General features: G+C 42.3%; 15 protein-coding genes. 10 read left to right on the top strand and 5 right to left on the bottom strand.

Annotated features, from left to right (window positions below):
* Window positions 1-435: 435 nt before the first annotated feature.
* On the top strand, window positions 436-2,049 hold the full coding sequence (locus FXW07_RS07680) for a glycine zipper domain-containing protein (RefSeq protein ID WP_229394934.1): 1,614 nt from the start codon (window positions 436-438) through the stop codon (window positions 2,047-2,049).
* Between the two features lie 453 nt (window positions 2,050-2,502).
* Here the strand turns inward: FXW07_RS07680 and FXW07_RS07675 are convergent, their stop codons facing one another.
* A complete protein-coding gene (locus FXW07_RS07675; RefSeq protein WP_229394933.1) occupies window positions 2,503-4,737 on the bottom strand; it encodes a lectin like domain-containing protein in 2,235 nt (744 codons plus the stop codon).
* A gap of 770 nt (window positions 4,738-5,507) precedes the next feature.
* Here FXW07_RS07675 and FXW07_RS07670 point away from each other — a divergent pair.
* The 5 genes from FXW07_RS07670 to FXW07_RS19250 all read left to right on the top strand — a co-directional run bounded on the left by FXW07_RS07670 (window position 5,508) and on the right by FXW07_RS19250 (window position 7,365).
* The gene (locus FXW07_RS07670) at window positions 5,508-5,963 is read left to right on the top strand and encodes a DNA polymerase ligase N-terminal domain-containing protein (RefSeq protein WP_229394932.1); all 456 of its coding nucleotides are present in this window, start codon (window positions 5,508-5,510) and stop codon (window positions 5,961-5,963) included.
* A 101-nt stretch (window positions 5,964-6,064) separates the two neighbouring features.
* On the top strand, window positions 6,065-6,436 hold the full coding sequence (locus FXW07_RS07665) for an STAS-like domain-containing protein (protein ID WP_229394931.1): 372 nt from the start codon (window positions 6,065-6,067) through the stop codon (window positions 6,434-6,436).
* Window positions 6,429-7,070: a PIN domain-containing protein gene (locus FXW07_RS07660; RefSeq protein WP_229394930.1), complete on the top strand. Its 642-nt coding sequence runs from the start codon at window positions 6,429-6,431 to the stop codon at window positions 7,068-7,070. Before FXW07_RS07665 ends, FXW07_RS07660 begins: the two co-directional genes overlap by 8 nt.
* Window positions 7,045-7,185, top strand: a complete 141-nt coding sequence (locus tag FXW07_RS07655) for a hypothetical protein (RefSeq protein ID WP_229394929.1) — start codon at window positions 7,045-7,047, stop codon at window positions 7,183-7,185. The genes FXW07_RS07660 and FXW07_RS07655 overlap by 26 nt, the downstream gene beginning before the upstream one ends.
* Window positions 7,186-7,242: 57 nt before the next feature.
* Entirely contained in the window at window positions 7,243-7,365 is a 123-nt protein-coding gene (locus FXW07_RS19250; protein ID WP_255678939.1) for a hypothetical protein, read from the top strand.
* Between the two features lie 8 nt (window positions 7,366-7,373).
* Here the strand turns inward: FXW07_RS19250 and FXW07_RS07650 are convergent, their stop codons facing one another.
* Entirely contained in the window at window positions 7,374-8,558 is a 1,185-nt protein-coding gene (locus FXW07_RS07650) for a DUF2117 domain-containing protein (RefSeq protein WP_229394928.1), read from the bottom strand.
* Between the two features lie 379 nt (window positions 8,559-8,937).
* Here FXW07_RS07650 and FXW07_RS07645 point away from each other — a divergent pair, with 379 nt between their 5' ends.
* Window positions 8,938-9,630 (top strand): metal-dependent hydrolase, encoded by a 693-nt coding sequence (locus FXW07_RS07645; RefSeq protein ID WP_229394927.1) that lies wholly within the window; start codon window positions 8,938-8,940, stop codon window positions 9,628-9,630.
* A gap of 190 nt (window positions 9,631-9,820) precedes the next feature.
* On the opposite strand, the gene cooS is transcribed toward FXW07_RS07645, so the two are convergent.
* Complete coding sequence (gene cooS, locus FXW07_RS07640) at window positions 9,821-11,725, bottom strand: anaerobic carbon-monoxide dehydrogenase catalytic subunit (RefSeq protein ID WP_229394926.1); 1,905 nt, start codon at window positions 11,723-11,725, stop codon at window positions 9,821-9,823.
* 898 nt (window positions 11,726-12,623) lie between these two features.
* Between cooS and larA (FXW07_RS07635) the strand changes: the two genes are divergently transcribed.
* A complete protein-coding gene (gene larA, locus FXW07_RS07635; RefSeq protein ID WP_229394925.1) occupies window positions 12,624-13,886 on the top strand; it encodes a nickel-dependent lactate racemase in 1,263 nt (420 codons plus the stop codon).
* A gap of 30 nt (window positions 13,887-13,916) precedes the next feature.
* On the opposite strand, the gene FXW07_RS19245 is transcribed toward larA (FXW07_RS07635), so the two are convergent.
* The gene (locus FXW07_RS19245) at window positions 13,917-14,045 is read right to left on the bottom strand and encodes a hypothetical protein (RefSeq protein ID WP_255678938.1); all 129 of its coding nucleotides are present in this window, start codon (window positions 14,043-14,045) and stop codon (window positions 13,917-13,919) included.
* Window positions 14,046-14,204: 159 nt separating this feature from the next.
* Here FXW07_RS19245 and larA (FXW07_RS07630) point away from each other — a divergent pair, with 159 nt between their 5' ends.
* Both larA (FXW07_RS07630) and larA (FXW07_RS07625) read left to right on the top strand, forming a co-directional pair.
* Window positions 14,205-15,467, top strand: coding sequence for a nickel-dependent lactate racemase (gene larA, locus FXW07_RS07630; RefSeq protein WP_229394924.1), 1,263 nt, complete (start codon window positions 14,205-14,207; stop codon window positions 15,465-15,467).
* A gap of 225 nt (window positions 15,468-15,692) precedes the next feature.
* The gene (larA, locus tag FXW07_RS07625; protein ID WP_229394923.1) at window positions 15,693-16,952 is read left to right on the top strand and encodes a nickel-dependent lactate racemase; all 1,260 of its coding nucleotides are present in this window, start codon (window positions 15,693-15,695) and stop codon (window positions 16,950-16,952) included.
* Between the two features lie 66 nt (window positions 16,953-17,018).
* On the opposite strand, the gene FXW07_RS07620 is transcribed toward larA (FXW07_RS07625), so the two are convergent.
* The gene (locus FXW07_RS07620; RefSeq protein ID WP_229394922.1) at window positions 17,019-18,680 is read right to left on the bottom strand and encodes a sodium:solute symporter family protein; all 1,662 of its coding nucleotides are present in this window, start codon (window positions 18,678-18,680) and stop codon (window positions 17,019-17,021) included.
* Window positions 18,681-18,821 lie beyond the last annotated feature (141 nt).

The following is an 18,821-nucleotide window of genomic DNA, read 5'->3' as shown; positions in this document are numbered from 1 at the left end:
AGCATAGCAGATTTGATGAAATTAGGTATAAAAAAAGCAATTGCAAATCAAGCAGATCCCAGAAGTTATAAGCTTCCGGGAGATCAAAAAGCGTTCGAGAATTTGTTCTTGAAATATTTTAAGAGTCTCCCGGACGCAGAACAAAAAGCAACAATAAAGAAAGTTATGGCAGATATACAAACAAAACCCTATGATGCCATACATTCTAATACTGTTTTGACTAAAGTTGATTTTAAAGCGGCAAGATCCATAGAATCACAGGTCATGGCTATCAATCCTAACTTTATTAAGAAAATTTCGATATCAGAGCTAAACCATGCCTTAAAAGCTCAAAACCCTGGTCGTATTATCCGTGATCGAGGATTTGTACCTCATCAAAGTCCATCATCTCTGAAGTTACTTTTGACCAATGTATACTGTGAAGAGGAGACTGGCTTGACTTCCTTAGGAAGCGACGAAATGCATCTAGCAGGCTTGACCATTGGTCCCTTAGGCGATACAGCTACTTTTGGAGTTTTTAACCTCGGAAAATATGATAGTGGGACCAACCGACCTTTTTCCACCGAGCTGGCAAATTTAAGTTTAAACGGAAAAGGATGGCCAAGAGAATTCTTTGCTACACTTGTGCCATCGAAGAAAGATGTCGGAGGTCTTTGGGAATATGTTCAGCAGATATGGCAAAAAGTGAAAGATTATGCTATACAGGCGATAACGGCAATCTATGGTGCCTCAATAGGTGCAGCTATCGGTACAGCTATTCCTGGTATTGGAACATTGATTGGTGGGCTCATCGGGGCTGCTGTGGGATATTTGGTTGGTTATGTTCTTGATCAAGTTTGGGAGTGGTACAAAAATTGGGCAACAGGTCACATATTCAAACCAGTAACTATTGGGACAACAATCGGATTTTATAATAGTTTTTACAGCGGGAGTCCTGTTAGCCCTGTAATTAGTGCCTGGTGGAAAGGCGCCGGTGGAAAGTATTGGATGAATTTCAACTGGGAGTTATCCTGGGGAACGTCTAACATTATCACGGCTGCTTCACGACAGCCCGACATTGTTGATATTTTCATGGTTGATAACGCAAGTGTTGTTAAGACAGCAGCTCATAAAACAGGTGAAGCCTGGCATGGCTGGTGGCAAATTTGCAACGGGAATACTTCAGGAGATTCACCAATAACAGCTGTAACTAGAGGCCCTAATAAATTAGATGTATTAAATGTGGGGTTTGACGGTCAAATTTATCACGCAGGGTGGTATGGTACTTCATGGCAAGGTTGGTGGTCTGTTGCTGGTGGCCAAAGTGTTATTGGGACTCAAATAGGAGCAGTTTCCAGGGCACCAAATCTTTTGGATGCGTTTCATGTGGGAAACGATGGTAATATCTATACTGCTGCATGGGATGAAAACATCGATCAAATGGGAGTTTGGAGAGGATGGTGGCCAGTTGCTGGCGGCAAAGGTCTCCCTGGCTCATTAGTGTCGGCTGCAGCAATGGGCCCAGATCATCTGGACGTTTTTGTTGCTGGTTTAGATGGGCATGTTTGGACAGCAGCATGGGGATCACAAACGAATTGGGAATGGGCAGGCTGGTGGCAGATCTATGATCTTCAGGTTCCAGTAGGTGCACCGGTCAGTGCAGTCAGTAGAGCTCCCGGTTGGTTAGATATATTTGTAGTAGGTGCAGATGGGGGGATTTACTCGGCAGCTTATAACACGAGTTTTAGCGATTGGTGGCACGGATGGTGGCAGATCCAGCAGGGTAAAGCCAGACCCGGCTCACAGGTAGCGGCTTTGTCACGTGACTCAAACAGCCTTGATATATTTGTTGTAGGAGAGGATAACCGTGTTTGGACTGCTTGGTGGCGAGGACAGGAATGGAAAGGATGGAGTTACATAGGAGACGAAAATTTCCAAGTTGCACCAGGCACCCAGGTATCAGCAGTGGCGAAGGGTAAAGACGGCATAGATATTTTTGCTATCGGTTCTGATGGTCGCGTCTGGACATCGTCTGGATACTGGAGCAATTGGACTCCAATTCCATTATAAAGTGTAAATATTTTAGGACTTACGCAGTTGGACTGAAAAATCAACAGCATCAGACCTGCAACTGTCTAAAACGTGACTTTAATCCACAGTCTTTGTCGTAATTGATTTTGTTCCTCAAGTGCGTACGTCCTATATTTATCTCTGAACTCCCTGCTAATATCGCTGATAAATCCAGAGATTGCTGGTTCCTTTTCTCTAACAATAGGCCAAAAATAATAGAGTAAATCACATTCAAACATATGGACTATCTTTTTTCATAATTAGTAAGACCAGTTTTCCAATTATAAATGTTAGGCACGATACATTTTTACTAGCAAGAGGCCCATTCAACCCACATCTTTGAAAGTTCAGTCTAAATTTCATCAGTTAAATAACAGTTGATCCTTGAAGGTACGGGAAAATTAACTTTCCTGCATGTCACTCTATATTTGCCATTTATTATCGCGGTAACCATCAATTTCCTGAGCCTTCCCGCCAGAGCTGTATCAGTTCTTTAAGCCTCTCGTCCGTGAGTTCTGCTCCGGTTTCAGGGATCTGCATGCCACTGCGATAGATATGGATAGCTTCCTGCAGCTCTTCGGTGCTTATATTTTCCCCTTCCTGGGAATCCGAGCTATCCCAGGGATTCCATGCGAGGACTGTCCAGTTCCAGCTCCGTGCAATTTTTTCGTCTCCTGTTCTGGCAATTGCTGTGACATTATAAAAGCCTGGAGAGCGGATGGTCTCCGTGTATGAGCTATCCTTGACGCTGGATTCGGAACCTTTACTTTCTCCATTAAGGTACCAGCTTATATCGCAGGCATAGTTTGTACTGATACTGAATTCCTGTTTCTCTCCTTTGTAGGTTGTTACATTCTCCACGGGGTTGGCTGAGTTAATTGAAAGGGGGACCACTTTTATATAACCGGTTTTAGTTTCGGTGTCAGATCCGTTACTGTTACCGATAGTCAGAGAAACAGCATAATTTCCATAAGACCCGTAGGTATATATCGGGTTCTGGGCTGTTGAGTCGATTTTCCCATCTCCGTTTAGATCCCACTTCCAGTAAAGGGCATTACTGGAAAGGTCTGTGAACTGGACTGTAAGAGGATACATTCCTGTTGTGACGTTTGAAGAAAAGTCAGCTTCAAGGAGCGCACTGGTTGTGAAAGCTTTAATGCAGAGGTTTGCTTCCGAATTGCTTGATATGTCTTCCCATGTGACTCCATTAGGGCTCACATAACTTTCTCCGGCATTGGCCTGGGCTTTGCTGCTGTAACGGGCTACAGGTTGTTCGGCTGCAAGAGGACCTGAAGCTGAAGGATTAGCGAATCTTATAACTATTGAAAATCTCTCTCCGGCATGTACTGGAACTGCCGAATTCAGCACATGTGTATGGTATCCTGGGAAAGAGTATCTGCCGCTTTCCTGTACAAGGTACCCCTGTCCAGAATTCACAGGCCCGGAAACAGGATTTTTATATATGTATATCTCGTAAGCTGTATTAAGGTCCGTAGTATAGAATCCTATGGCCTTGAGGGTTTCGTCCCTTCCAGAGGAGAAAACATTGCCGCCCCAGGCAACAAGGCTTCCTTCATATTCTTTTGATACTGTCCATCCAAGAGGGTCATACTGGTAGACGTTGTCATAATTGTTCTGACTTTCAGATGTGAACACGGCGTTTTCGTTGTATCCGAGTTTTGTGTCATAGTAGGAAATATAAAAGTACCCTTCCTCTCCCCAGGTGTCGCCCCAGCTATTTTTCACTATAAAAGCCCCGTTTCCTGGAGGGATCTGCGTAAAGGAATTCCTGTCAAAAGAATCATTCCAGCCCACAATGGCTACAGCATGATTGACAGACAGGCTTCCTGGGTATCGATAAGCATAGTTTCTTTGCTGATAATATCCGGAGTTCCAGTATATTGTGGTGTACACAGCTCCGTACTCCAGAATTGCATTCTTGATAACCTCGTTATCCAGGGATTCTGTCCTGTCGGGCAGGAAAAGTGCTTCTTGCACATGTTTCTGTACAGAAAGCCCTGTGGGTGAATAAGAAGATGAATCATCATAAGGATCCTCAGATTCATTTACAGGCCCGCTCCAGCGAGAAAGGTATGCTGTTGATATGAATGCATTGCCACCGTCATCAGTAGTAAGATCAAATCCCTGCGAATAGTTCTTTGAGACAAGGTTTTTCATGTTGTTTTCGGAAAAGTCATAGCTTTTTCCTTCTGTTCCCAGGAGGTAAGATTCAAGGGAAGCAATACTTGAAAAAGCCCAGCAGCTTCCATCTTTTCCCTGGTTCTTTACTGATGTTACTTTTCCCTCCTTGCGTAGGTCGTAAACAGCCGGAAGGTCTGAACCTGAAGCTCCCAGTAAAAGTCTTCCTTCAGAACTTGCAATTTCTGACAGGTCTACAGGTGAGGGTTTATACCCCTTATTTGAAAGCTGTTCGTAACTGCCCACAAAAGAAAAAGCTTCAATTGAGTCAGTCTGCTGGTCTTCCAGAAACTCGGGGTTCATGGGGGCTGTTTTGATTACGGGTTCAACCACTGAATCAGCAGAAGGTGTGAAGTTTTGCAGCGTTTCAGGTTCTTCGGTATTTCCGGCGGCAAACCCCAGGCTGCCTGGCAGGCACAAAATCAAAACCATAAACACAAGCAGAAAAGATTTTATTTTTTTAAGCAGGGAATGTTTTATTCTTTTCAAGATCTTTAGCCTCGGTGAGATCGTTTCCTGGCGAGCCTGTATCAGCTTTTTTGGAGCTTGCCGGAATATATATCTTTATCATTATTTTGTAACTGATATATGAAACTATTTATGAGATTAGTCTATAAGTTCTTTTCTAACTGAGTATAATTTTTTATTATATTTTATGAACTATTTTTTTCTTCACAAAAGCTAAATATCGATTGCAATCTAACAAATTAATTTCATATTCTCCTTGATAAAAACATATTAATCCGTATAAATAATTACAATGTTATGTTTAGTTTCTCATCTAGTTTCACTTCTCTCATTTTAATTTCATTCATTTAATTTTTACAAACTACTTTATTGAGGCTGTAATTTCCGGTAGAAAGAAACATTATTTTTTTCCGTCCACACTTTATATAGACACTTTATAGGGGCACTTTAAGGAAGGGCAGAAACCTGCTTTCGGAAGCATTTGTAATCCTTGAAAAAACCAGATCAGAATACCTTGACAAAGAGATCCTTAGAGTTACCATGATTGCAGAGCTGGATGGTATCAACATTTATGAGCAAATGGCAAATCTGGCAAAAAGCGAAGAAATTCGTAAAGTTCTGCTTGACATTGCTTGACATTGCCAGAGAAGAAAAATCCATGTAGCGATATTTGAAACCGTGATCCTGCAAACTGATAAAGAGTTTTTGAAAATGTATTCGGACTATGCTCTGGCCAGGAGCAGAAAATAAGCTTGAAATCCGTTTGAAACCATATTTTCTATTGATCCTCCATGCTTGAAGAATATGAAAAGAAAAGACACTTTCAAAAGACTCCTGAACCGCCGACCAGTGATTTTAAACAAATCTCCGACAAACCGATTTTTGTGGTTCAGCGCCATGATGCGCGTAAGCTTCATTATGATTTCCGCCTGGAAATGGATGGAGTTTTGAAAAGCTGGGCTGTGCCAAAGGAGCCCCCGAAGGAGGCAGGCATCAGACGGCTTGCTATCGAGACTGAAGACCATCCGCTGGCATATGCCGATTTTGAGGGAGAAATCCCGAAAGGGGAGTACGGAGCCGGCAAGGTTGAGATGTGGGATAAGGGGACTTTTGAGCTTTTGAAACGTGAGGAAAAGGAAATTGTAGTGGCACTTGAAGGAGAAGAATTGAAAGGGATTTATGTTTTAATACGGACAAAGTACGGAAAAGGCGAAAAAGGCTGGCTCTTCTTTAAAAAGGCCAGCTAAAAGCAGACTTTAACTTAATATTTCTGAACACGAAGCCTGTGTCTCAAGAGTGAAACATGGGTCAGACCCTGATCTTTTTAAACCATTGTGAGTATAAGCATATGGGGATACTTACGGAAGAAAGAGTAAAGATCAATGTTTTTGAAACTGCCGGGGAAAACTGCTGCGTTGCCGCCTGTGACGGACAGAAAGTTTATGAGATTATTAAGGCTGCGCTCTGTGAAAATAAGAAAATCGACCTCTCTTTTGCATACGTGAATGAGCTTACGCCTACCTTTTTGAATTCGGCAATAGGGCAGCTTTATGGCTGTTTTCCTGCAGAGCAGATTGAGAGCAACCTCTTATTCATGGATATCTCCGAAGAAGATGAGATCATCCTTAAGAGAGTAATCGAGCGGGCGAAAACTTATTTTGAACATGCGTATGCCTGCAGAAAGGCGCTGAAAGATGTACTTGGAGGAGAAGATGCGTAAGAGCGTTCACCAAGCAACTGTTTTTCCGGTGAGGCGCCGCCCAAGGCTTCGCGCCGGAGGGCCAAGACCCGCAAAACCTGCTCCTGTAAAGGTACATTCCATAGAGAAATATAGTTTTCCAGAAGGCAAAAAATATTTCTTTGACACCAACATCTGGTTGTATATCTATGGCCCAATCGGCTGGCCTGACCAGCGGTCGGACGCCTATTCAAAGGCTTTGAAAGAAATAATGAATTCCGACGGCACGATCTATATAAATTGCATGATAATTTCAGAATTCATAAACACCTTCGCCAGAATCGAGTTCAAGCAGCAGACCGAATTTACGAGGTTCAAGGAATTTCGAAATTCTCTGCCCTTCAGGGTAATCGCTCAGGACATAGCTTACAATGTAAGAAAGATTCTCAAAAGTACCCTCGCGTGCGATCCCGAAATGGAAGCTATAGACCTTCCTGAAGTCATGGACATGTTCGAACAGGGAAAATACGATTTTAACGACCTTCTCTTTGCCCAGATCTGCCGAGCAAAAAATATGGTTTTCGTAACCCATGACAAAGATTTCAGCGAACTCGGAGTCGAGATTCTGACCTCAAATGAGAGGCTGGTGGATGTGGGGAGAGAAGGAAGAGAATAGTCAGCTTTTAGTTTCTATGTCCAGACAGGCGATAGATTCTGCTATGCGAATTCTGGAGTCTATCCCTAACCTTATTGAGAATGAAAATTACTCACAAGCTTTTGAAAAAGTCTAAAAAGCCAAAAAACTTGTGGAATAAGCAAAAGCGCCGGCTCTTATTCACTGACCACTGATGACAAAGGGTGAAACTCTTGATGCCGCCGGCAGGCTTGAGGAAGCTATAGAGACTTTTGAGAACGCTCTGGAGTTATCCGTATATTTGTTTTTAGAAGCTTCCGAAAACTTTCTGCGATGACGGACTTCTCAATATTCAAAAACAGCTTCAATCAAGGGCTCGGCAAGTTTAATCACATCTTCTTTAAAAGCGTATATATCTCCCAAAACCGCAGAGTTTTCTCCCCCTAGAAGTTCCTGCTTCAGTTTTTTACCCAAAATGTCATCGTTTCCCGCTGCCAGCCTGAGCACAATAGAACCTGGAAAAATGGCCGTTTGGCAAGCAAGCCTGTCACAATCTCCATCCGTAATCCCGAGAATGGGAATTCCAAGCCTGGAGAGAATGTCACCTGCTATTGTTGTGGTGTCATCTCCCACGGTAACTACAAGTTCGGCATCGTCAACCAGCTCAAAAGTATCTTCTGCAGCATGGTCTATAAGTACGACTCTTCCTGCGGCTGGTCTGGAAGATAAACCCGACGCTCTGCCGCACACGTTTGGTTTCCGGGCTTGCAGGGGAGAGAAATTGCTTCTTCTCAGGCCGCCGCTTTTTACCCAGGCTTTTGCAAGGTCAACAGGGTCTCTTTTTTCATAATTATGAAGTTTTTCGAGCCCATGCTCTTTTATTTCTCCCCCTTCGATTGCGACAATAAATCCGTTTTCGGAGATTATGCTTACTCTGGAAGAAAAGGCTTTTCCAATCACGGTTCCGTTTACCAGAATATTTTCTCCGGGAAAAACGCCTGAAAGCTTGCGTATAACCTGGATTTTGCCTGTTGCCGGGCACTTTTCTACAAAAACATAATTTTGAACTCTCGAACTCTGAAGGGGCAAAGGACTTTCCACAGGAAGCCCCAGGATTTCAGAAAGCTTCTCAAGATATTCTCCGTATTCTCCGGCTTTTTTATTAAGAGGTATCAGAATTCCATCGGTACTTTCCGGGCTTTCGATCTGGATAAGAGGTTTTATCTCCGGCTCTCGAAGCCGGGCAGCGACCATTTCTCCAAATGCCTTCCCGGTTTCAATGGTTTTTCCCCGGTTCAGGAGGCATACAAGGTCTGATGTTTCGAAAAGCGATTCAATGCAGACACTTGGCTTCTGGTGCTGACTTATGTCTATAATGTTTTCAAGTCCGGCATCAAGGACAGCTACTTTTCCCATTGTTCCGCCAAGCCTCGCTTCGACTTTGCCCACACAGGAAAATTTTTCAAAAACTCTTTTAGCCTCTCCCGAATCAATCACTTCGGGACCATGAATTACCAGACCGATTTTCATTTTTCCTCCGTTTGACAGAAGAAGCATATTAACATGATCCTAAGTACAATTCTCTATTTTTGCTTTATCTTTGCTTTATCTTTGCTTTATCTTTGCTTTATCTTTGCTTTATCTTTGCTTTATCTTTGCTTTATCTTTCATTCTCTATTGTTAATATTTCATGGCCAGTCAAGAATTATCGAAAATTAAATTATTGATTGCGAAAATACTGATAGCTAAATTACTCACTGATAGCTAAATTCTAAGTTACTTACTGATAGCTAAATTCTAAATTACTTACTGATAGCTAAATTATTCACTGATAGCTAAATTACTGACAACTTAATTTCTTGACAACATTTAATTATTTTAATAAAAGTAATACTTTTGAGGCAAAAAGATGGCTGGCGTAATGATTACCTGGCTCGGGCATTCGGCTTTTTTGTTCGAAGCTGATAAGAAATTGTTGATAGATCCGTTTATTTCAGGGAACCCACTGTCTCCGTGCAGCCCTGAAGAACTGAACCCCGACATAATAGCTGTGACTCACGGACACCGCGATCACCTTGGAGATACAATCGAAATCGGAAAACGGGTTGGATGCCGGATAATCTCCGTTCACGAGGTTGCAAACTATATCAAATCAAAAGGAGTTTTTGCAGAGGGTATGGGCAAGGGCGGTACAGTAAATGTAGAAGGCATAAAGCTGACCATGACCGAAGCGCTCCATTCCTCTTCAATCGATGCCTCGGGTTTTAGTTTCGATGGTGGCTCCCCGGCAGGTTTCATTATACAAATCAACGGACATTCCATCTACCACGCCGGAGACACTGGGGTTTTCGGGGACATGAAACTCATAGGTGAACTCTATGAACCTGAACTGGCCCTTCTGCCCATAGGCGACAAATTTACAATGGGGATAAAAGAAGCTACAAAAGCCGTAGAATTAATTCAGCCCAAAATTGTAATTCCTATGCACTATAGCACATTTGACGTAATAAAACAGGACCCTGAAGAGTTTAAAAGAGCAGTTGAGGCAAAAGTCGATACAAAAGTCATTATCATGAAACCAGGAGAATCAATAAAGCTTTAATTTAATCTTTGATTTGGTCTTAGATTTCTCAGTTTCTGGTCTATCCTATTTAATAATAAAATGTAAAAGAGGGCAGATAAATCCGTATTTTTCGGCTCTCTTCTTATTAGATTTATTCTTCTTATTAGACCTATTCTTCTTAGAAATCTGTTATTCTCTGGTTTTCAAACTCCAAGCTTATATTCCATGCTTAGATCCCAAGCTTTTTTCTCTTTTCCATGATATGTTGTTCTATCCCATCAACAGCTTTTATTGCATCTTTTTCCACATTCATGACCCCGCCTGTAACTTCCCGGCAGTCTTCGGTAAGCAGTTTGACCAGATTCGGGGCGCCTGTGACTGTTGGGACCGGATTCACATAAGTATAGAGCCCGAGGGCCAGAGCAAAGATCGCATCTATTGTGGCTTTTTGTTCCATATACTCAGGGGCTGCAGCCGCAACCGGAAGGTCAGGAACTGGAACTCCTCCGAGAGCTCCGGAGATGGCTCCGAGGAGGTCGGCAAGCCTGCCCGTGTCAGTACAGGTTCCAAAGCTGAGTACTGGTGGGATGCCCAGGGCTTTGCATACGGATTTTAAACTATCTCCTGCAAATTCTCTGGCTTCAGGGGTACAGAGACCTGCCACCTGCATGGCCCCGTTTCCGCAACCAAGGGACAGAACAAGGATATTTCTTTTGATCAGCTCTTTTACTACAGCAACGCTGTGTACATCCTGACCGTAGTCCCTTAAGGTAGTACAGGACACCATCCCCACAATTCCTTTAATTGCTCCGTTTTTTATAGCATCAAGGAGAGGATCAAAGCTGCCTCCAAGCGCTGCAAGGATGCTCTCATTTGAAAAGCCTACCACGGCTTCTTTTATAGGGAGCTTTGAAACGGATTCTATCGAGCTTTTTCGTTTTTTGAAATTTTCAATCGCCATATCCAGGAGTTGTGCTGCCTGCTTTTCGGCTTCGGTGGGATTATAATTCAAGCGTTCCCCTATGCCTTCGAAGGCCACAAGCTCACTCACAGGCATGAGTTTAAAATTGTATTTCTCGGCATAAAGGGGAGCAACAGGAAGAGAACAGTTCATATCTGCTGCAAAGAGATCCACACTTCCGCTTGCAAATACCGCTTCCTGGGAAATCCAGTTGCCGGTAAATCCGTAGAAAGCATTATCTTCCTCCCATCTCTGGATCATTTCCTGCCCTGTTTCAATGCTGGCAATAACCCTCAGGCCCTTTGCCCCTGTAGTTTTTGCTTTCTCCTGCCATTCCGGTTTTCGGGCAAGCTGGACCATGGCAAAGCCGATAAATGGTTCGTGTCCATTAGGGAGCACATTCACATACTCGGGATCAAGTACACCAAGGTCTACCCTCATAGTATGGGGACTGGGAATTCCAAAAAGGATGTCCTGGCAATATTCGTTTATAATCTGGCTCTGGTATCCCATTGCAATTCCCAGACGCATGGCTTTTAGTGCCAGGCTCGCATAATACCCATCCACATTTGTCAGGCAGGAGCTTGTGGAAAGCATCATCTCCCCGTAGATTCCGCCTGGAAATATGTCCAGCGCTCTCCACTTTTCTTTTCTTTCGGGAGGGGCGAGGAACTCAACAATCTGGCTCGGTTCGTAGGCAGGTTTGTTAAACTCCTTTTCTACAAACTCACAGAGGCGAAGAGCAACTTCTGAGTCAGACCCTTCGGTTTTGAGCCCCAGCCGGCTTGCAAACGTCCTTAATTTTTCAGGTTCTCTTATCGTATAAGGAGTGTTGCCTCTGGCAGTTTCCTTCAAAGTCCTGATAGTCTGGTCCGTATGATAATGGTAAGTAGAAGCTCCCATCACATTTCTGAGAAGCATCATCCGCATCGCCATGCCATCGGCAGTGATTCCGCATACTCCTCTTTTGTCTTTCGCAGCATCCGAACGGCATGGGCCGTTGGAACACAGGTCGCAGCGTACTCCTCCCATACAGAAAGCACATCTTTTGTCCGGATTTCCTCCCATACCCTGGGCTTCGTAGCGGTCCCAGACATTTGTCATCCCATCTTTTTTTATCCGCTCGTACATATCCAGAACAGATTCGTGATAAGAAATTCTTTCTTTTTCCATTGTAATCATTTCCCCATTATGATTTCCCTTCTCCGGCCTCTTCTTAAGCACCAAAAAAGCTATTTCTGGTACTTATACATCTAAATGTTTTTTAAATATATTATCGATGGTATGTATATTACTTTAGTTCGTATTACTTTATTTTGTATTACTTTGATTTATATTACTTTAGTTTGTATTACTTTAGTTCGTATTATTTTAATTATACTCAGTGATTATTCAGTGCAGGAAATATTTACTTTTTAGGACTCAATGCTTTGAAATGTAAAAAAGTATACTTTACAATTGACATTATATTATACCTAAAATTCAGAAAACCCTAAAAATAAAGCAATATTAACTTTATATTGTCTATTTTGCTAATAAATTACAACAATAATTATACTTTTGTGATTTTGAAATAATACAATCAAAAATTGGAATGTGTATTACAAAGCAGATATTGTGAGTTCATCCCAAAACTCAGAACTACGTAAAACTTAGAACTACGTAAAACTTAGAACTACGTAAAACTCAGAACTATGTCCTTGAATTTCTAATTTTTAATGGTCAATTGATCTTCCTATTAGGAAACCGATTTTAAAATTCTTAATTATATGCAAATCTGATCGGTTTTAGAATGGGATCGATGAGTAAAAGCAGCATCTGCCAAGTTTTAAAACCGCGTGTAAATTAATAGCAGGAAATGAAACACTGCAAATGTTAACGAAAATTTCGTTGAAGCTTCTGGAAAAAAGAAGCGGAAACCAAATATAATATGAAAAACTAATTACACTAAATTAAACTAATTATAATATAACAGTAATATTAACCGGCAGTTCGGATTTTTTTAAAACTTGATTCTCTATTGTTTACCTATACGATTTTATATAATTAATACTATGACATCGGAATGACCATGACTATGAATGTAAAAACGATTCCACTTGCGTTTGGAAGCGGGATTTTGGAGGTTGATATTCCTGAGAAAAACCTATCCAGAATCATCCTGCCTTCAGAATTAGAAATAAAGGAAGAAGGGACTTCCCTTATTAAAAAAGCGCTTGTAAATCCTATAAAAAGTCAACGGCTTTCTGAGATTGTAAACCCTGACTCAAAGGTTGCAATCATAGTTAGCGATGTTACACGGCCAACTCCTACTGCAAAAATTCTTCCTCCTTTACTTGAAGAGCTTTATCTTGGAGGAGCAAAAAACGAGAATATCACTATTGTTTTTGCCCTCGGACTTCATCGTTTACAAACTGAAGAAGAGTGCCGCCAGCTTGTAGGAGAAGATATCTTTGAAAAAATAAGGTGTATCCAGCATGACAGGAAAAGGTGCAGGCATCTCGGAGAGACAAGTTTCGGAACGCCTGTAGAGGTTTTCGAAGAAGTAGTAAACTCCGACGTTATCATAAGTACAGGAACCCTTGAATTTCACTATTATGCAGGATACGGAGGAGGAGGAAAGTCCATCCTTCCAGGGGTAAGTTCCGAAAAATCCATTCTCTCATTCCATAGTTTTTATAGCAAACTCTTTGAAGGAGATCCTCTTTCAGGTAGAGCTGATAGCCCGGCAAGAAAGAATATAGAGGAAGCTGCAAGGATTGCAGGCCTTGACTTTATCCTGAATGTTGTACTTGACAGCAAAAAAGAGATAGTTGATGCCGTCGCAGGCGATTTCATCGAAGCCCACAGGAAAGGTGCAGAGTATGTCGATGCCATGTATAAAGTACCTGTAGAGCCTGCAGATGCTGTAGTTGTTTCCTGCGGCGGATTTCCAAAGGACATCAATCTTTACCAGGCAACAAAATCTCTTGAAAACGCTACCTCTGCCGTAAAAAAAGGTGGTTCAATTATTCTTGTAGCAGAATGTTCTGAGGGAATAGGAAACAAAGTTTATGAGTGCTGGAACAGGGAATGCAGGGCTCCTGAAGATGCAGTAAAACGTTTTAAGAATCGGTTTGAGTTCGGCGGGCATAAAGCTGCTATTGTCGGGAGGACTGCAAAAGAATTCAAACTTTATCTGGTATCAAAACTTCCAGAGACGGAAAGTAGAAACGCTTTTTTTATTCCAACAAAAAGTATAGATGAAGCACTTGAAAAGGTCCTTTCCGAAAATCCTGATGCTAAAATCCATGTTATGCCAAATGGTGGGTGGACTTTGCCTGTAAGGCGATGAAAAAGGTGCTATGGATAAAAAGATGAAGGTTTAAACTGCCTTTAAAACTACCTTTCCATTTGAAACTACCTTTTCATTTAAAACTACCTTTTCATTTAAAACTACCTTTCCATTTGAAACTACCTTTTCATTTGAAACTACCTTTTCACTTGAAATCATCTTTTCATTTGAAACTACCTTTCCATTTGAAACTACCTTTTCATTTGAAACTACCTTTTCATTTAAAACTGTCTTCTAGTTCTTTTTATACTTGTTTAACCTTATTGTTGTAAAATAATAAAAAGAAAAATAATATCAAGATAAAACATCGGCATAAACATGACTGCAAACATAAAAAAAATATCACTTGCTTTTGGAAGTACGGGAATTGAGTTTGAAATTCCTGAAAGAAATCTTGCCAGTGTTATTTTGCCTTCGGAGTTTGAAATAAAGGCAGAAGGATCTTCCCTTGTTAAAAAAGCGCTTGAAAATCCCATAAAAAGCCGACGGCTTTCTGAGATTGTAAACCCTGATTCGGAGGTTGCAATCATAGTTAGTGATGTTACTCGGCCAACTCCTACTGCAAAGCTTCTTCCTCCTCTGCTTGAAGAGCTTTATCTTGGAGGGGCAAAGGATGAAAATATTACTATTGTTTTTGCCCTCGGACTCCATCGAAACCAGACTGAAGAGGAATCACGAAAACTGGTTGGAGAGCAGGTTTACGAAAAAATTCGCTGCATCCAGCACGACAGGAAAAGGTGCAGGCATCTCGGAGAGACAAGTTTCGGAACGCCTGTAGAGGTCTTTGAAGAAGTAGCAGACTCCGACGTTATCATAAGCACAGGAACCCTGGAATTTCACTATTATGCTGGATACAGTGGAGGAGGGAAATCTGTTCTTCCGGGAGTCAGTTCGGAAAAATCTATTCTTTCTTATCATAGTTTTTATAGCAAACTCTTTGAAGGTGACCCTCTCTCAGGCAGAACCGACAGTCCTGCAAGACAAAATATAGAAGAAGCTGCAAGGGTTGCGGGCCTTAACTTTATTCTGAATGTCGTGCTTAACAGCAAAAAAGAGATCGTTGCTGCCGTTGCTGGAGATTTCATCGAAGCTCACAGGAAAGGCGTAGAAGTTGTTGATTCCATGTACAAGGTGCCTGTAGAGCCTGCGGATGCAGCAATTGTCTCGTGCGGAGGCTTTCCAAAAGACATTAACCTTTTCCAGGCGACAAAGTCCCTTGAAAATGCAGTTTTTGCCGTAAAAAAAGGAGGCTCAATAGTGCTTGTGGCTGAATGTACTGAAGGGATCGGGGATAAGGTATATGAGCGCTGGAGTACAGAATACAAAACTCCCGATGAGGCAATAAAGAAATTCAGAAAATGTTTTGAGTTTGGGGGACACAAAGCTGCCACTGTTGGGAGGGCTGCAAAAACCTTCAAACTTTATCTTGTCTCTAAACTTCCGGACACGGAAAGCAGAAATACTTTCTTTATTCCTGTAAAAAGCGTAGAAGAAGCGCTTGAAAATATTCTTTCCGAAAATTCTGATGCTAAAATCCATATTATGCCCAATGGCGGATGGACTCTGCCTGTAATGAAATAAGAAGACAGCTATAAAACAGCTATAAAAGACAGCTATAAAAGACAGCTATAAAAGACAGCTATAAAAGACAGATATGAGAAGATGGCTATAAAAGACAGATATGAAATGATAGCTGTAAAGACAGATATGAAATGATAGCTGTAAAAGACATATATGAAATGATAGCTGTAAAAGAAGACAATTATAAAAACAGATATCGAAAAAAGGTCAAGTGAAGTGCCAAATATGATTGGAAACACAAAAACAGTATCATTAGCTTTTGGAAGCATGGCACTTGAGCTGGATATCCCGGAAAGAAACATATCCAGTATTATTCTGCCTTCAGAACCTGAAAAAAAGGAAGATCCAACTTCTTTAATTAAAAAAGCTCTTGAAAATCCCATAAAAAGCAGACGGCTTTCTGAGATTGTAAACCCGGATTCGAGAATTGCAATTATCGTAAGCGATGTTACACGGCCAACTCCAACTGCGAAGCTTCTTCCTCCTCTACTTGAAGAGCTTTACCTTGGAGGAGCAAAGGACGAAAATATTACTATTGTCTTTGCCCTCGGGCTTCACCGAAACCAGACCGAAGAGGAATCAAGAAAGCTGGTTGGAGAAGAAGTCTACAAAAAAATTCGTTGCATTCAGCATGATACCGGCAGATGCAGACGCATTGGCATAACTTCCCGTGGAACCCCGATTGAGATATTTGAAGGCATTATGGGTGCTGATGTTGTTATAGGGACCGGAAGCATTGAGTTCCATTACTATGCAGGATACAGCGGAGGGGCAAAGTCCGTACTGCCTGGTGTAAGCTCGAAAGAAACAGTTCTCACAAACCATAAAATGATGATTGATGAAAAAGCTGTTTCCGGAAGGGTTGACGGTCCTGTAAGGCAGGACATGGAAGAAGCTGCAAAAATTTTCGGCCTTGATTTTATCCTTAATGTGGTTCTTGACAGCAAAAAAGAGATAGTTACTGCTGTTGCCGGGGACTTTATCGAGGCACACAGAAAAGGTGTGGAAGTTGTGGATTCTATGTATAAGGTGCCTGTAGAACCAGCAGATGCGGTAATTGTTTCTTGCGGAGGCTTCCCTAAAGATATCAATCTCTTCCAGGCAAATAAGGCGCTTGATAATGCAACTCAGGCTGTGAAAGCAGGAGGTTCCATCATCCTTGTAGCCGAATGCGCTGAGGGGATAGGAAACCAGGTCTATGAATGCTGGAACAGGGAGTGCCAAAACCCGGATGAAGCAATCGAACGTTTCAAAAAATGTTTTGAGTTCGGGGGGCATAAAACAGCAATCATTGCAAGGATTTCAAAGAGATTTAAGCTTTACCTGGTCTCAAAGCTTTCGAAAGAGCAAACAAGAAACGCATTCTTTACTCCGATGGCAAGTGTAGAGGATGCCTTGTCTGCAGTGCTCTTGGAAAATCCTGACGCAAAAATTCACCTTATGCCTCATGGAGGGCAGACCCTGCCTGTTAGAAAAGAAAATTGATAACTTCATAAAAATAAAGGGAATATTAAGGAAGCCGAATTAAAACAGAAAAGTGTGGGTGCAGGCTTAAACGCCTGCCGAATCTGCTGCACTGTGTGATGTTGCTTCCGATGCTTCTTCTTCTTCATCTTCATACCTGAGCCTGAAAGCCTTCTTGAGGAACTCTGGAGAGAACCGGGGTGTCATAAGGCTTACTACAATCAGGACAAGGAAGGACAGTGGAGTTGCGATCATAATCGGGTCTACAAGGGACCAGGTGCCTGTAAGTAAAGTTTCTTTTCCAAAGATTGCCTGGCAGATCCCCAGAGGCACTGCTTCTTTTGCATGGACAAAGACCAGCCAGAAAAGACTGCTTATCGACCCTATAACAAGACTTGCAGTTGCTCCGGCTTTTGTTGTACGTTTCCAGAACAGGGCTCCAATGTAGAGGGGCAGGAAAGCGGATGTGCACAGTCCCATAAACATGGCAGTAGCTCTTGCGATAATACTTACAGGAAGAATGTAAGCCAGAATAACTGCTACTATGATGGTAAAGACAATTCCTATTTTTGTCACATGGACTGTGCTCGAACTGGACTTGCCTTTCATAAGGCCGTTCTGATAAAAGTCGTACCCTATGGCCGTACCCATGGTGTGGAACTGGGCAGCTGCAGTAGACATTGCTGCCGAAAGCAGGCTTAGCATGAAGATTGCCACAAACAGCGAGGGCATTGCGTGGTTCAGATATGCGGGAATTATAAGGTCAGTGTTTCCACCCTGGACAACCTGAAGGGCAATCTTTCCTGTGGTCTTGTAGAAGTATACGTTAGAAAGAGCTCCTACAACATATGCGACTCCTGCCATCATAAGAAGGAAGGGACCCCCAACGGCAACTGCTCTTTTCAGGGAACGGTCGTCCTTTACAGTCATGAACCTGACTGCAAGCTGTGGCTGTGCAAGTGCTCCTATCCCTACTCCCATAACAATTGTGGAAACCATTGTCCACCAGATTGGGGAATTGAAAGCTGGCATTGCAGTCCAGCCCCGATGCCCCTGGTCAGCAAGCGCCTGAGGAACAAGGTTTGCCATATTGGTAAGAGCCTGGTGGGCTTCTACGACCCCTCCCAGTTTACTGTAGGTATATATCAGCAAAAAGGTCATTCCTACCAGCATGATAGTGGCCTGCATTGCATCCACGTACATTACTGAAAGGAGACCACCTTTAATTACATAAAAAGCAATGATGACGATAAAGATCAAAAGAGCGACGTTATAGTTTATCCCAAGCGTTGTTTCAAGAAATCGGCCTGCTCCTATGATCACGCTTGCAGCATAAAGAGGCATGAAAACCGCTACAAGAAGGCCGGAAAATGCTTGAATAAATCTGGACTGAAAGCGTTTTCCTATAAATTCAGGGTAAGTAATGGCTCCAAGGTTTAGCCCCATGCGACGGGTCCCTGGGCCAAAAACCACGAAGGCAATGAAAATTCCGAAAAAGATATTCATGAAGACAAGCCACAGAAGTCCCATTCCTAAGGAAGCGGCTACTCCTCCGAACCCTATAATTGCAGAAGTGCTGATAAACGCAGCTCCATAGGAGAGGGCCATAATTGCCGGGGGTACGCGTCGGCCTGCAAGCATATACCCATCAGTCTGGGAATTTTTTTTATACCCCAGCCGGGCAACGTAGAAGGTGCACGTAAAGTAGATAACAACAAGGAGGATTAGAGTTGAAGTACTGACTGCCATAAAAATTACTCCAGAATAGTTTCGACTACTGTTTTTTCTCAGGCATTACCAAAAAGGTTTGATTGAAGTAAGCTCTTTAGAGTAACTCACCAGTGCCATGGCAATTTAATTATGATACGTTAATACGTATACACCATCTCA

It is taken from the genome of Methanosarcina sp. DH1, from assembly GCF_020804205.1.
GTDB lineage: Archaea > Halobacteriota > Methanosarcinia > Methanosarcinales > Methanosarcinaceae > Methanosarcina > Methanosarcina vacuolata.
The sequence above is the reverse complement of the archived record's forward strand: the minus strand, read 5'-3'. Positions and strand labels throughout refer to the sequence as shown.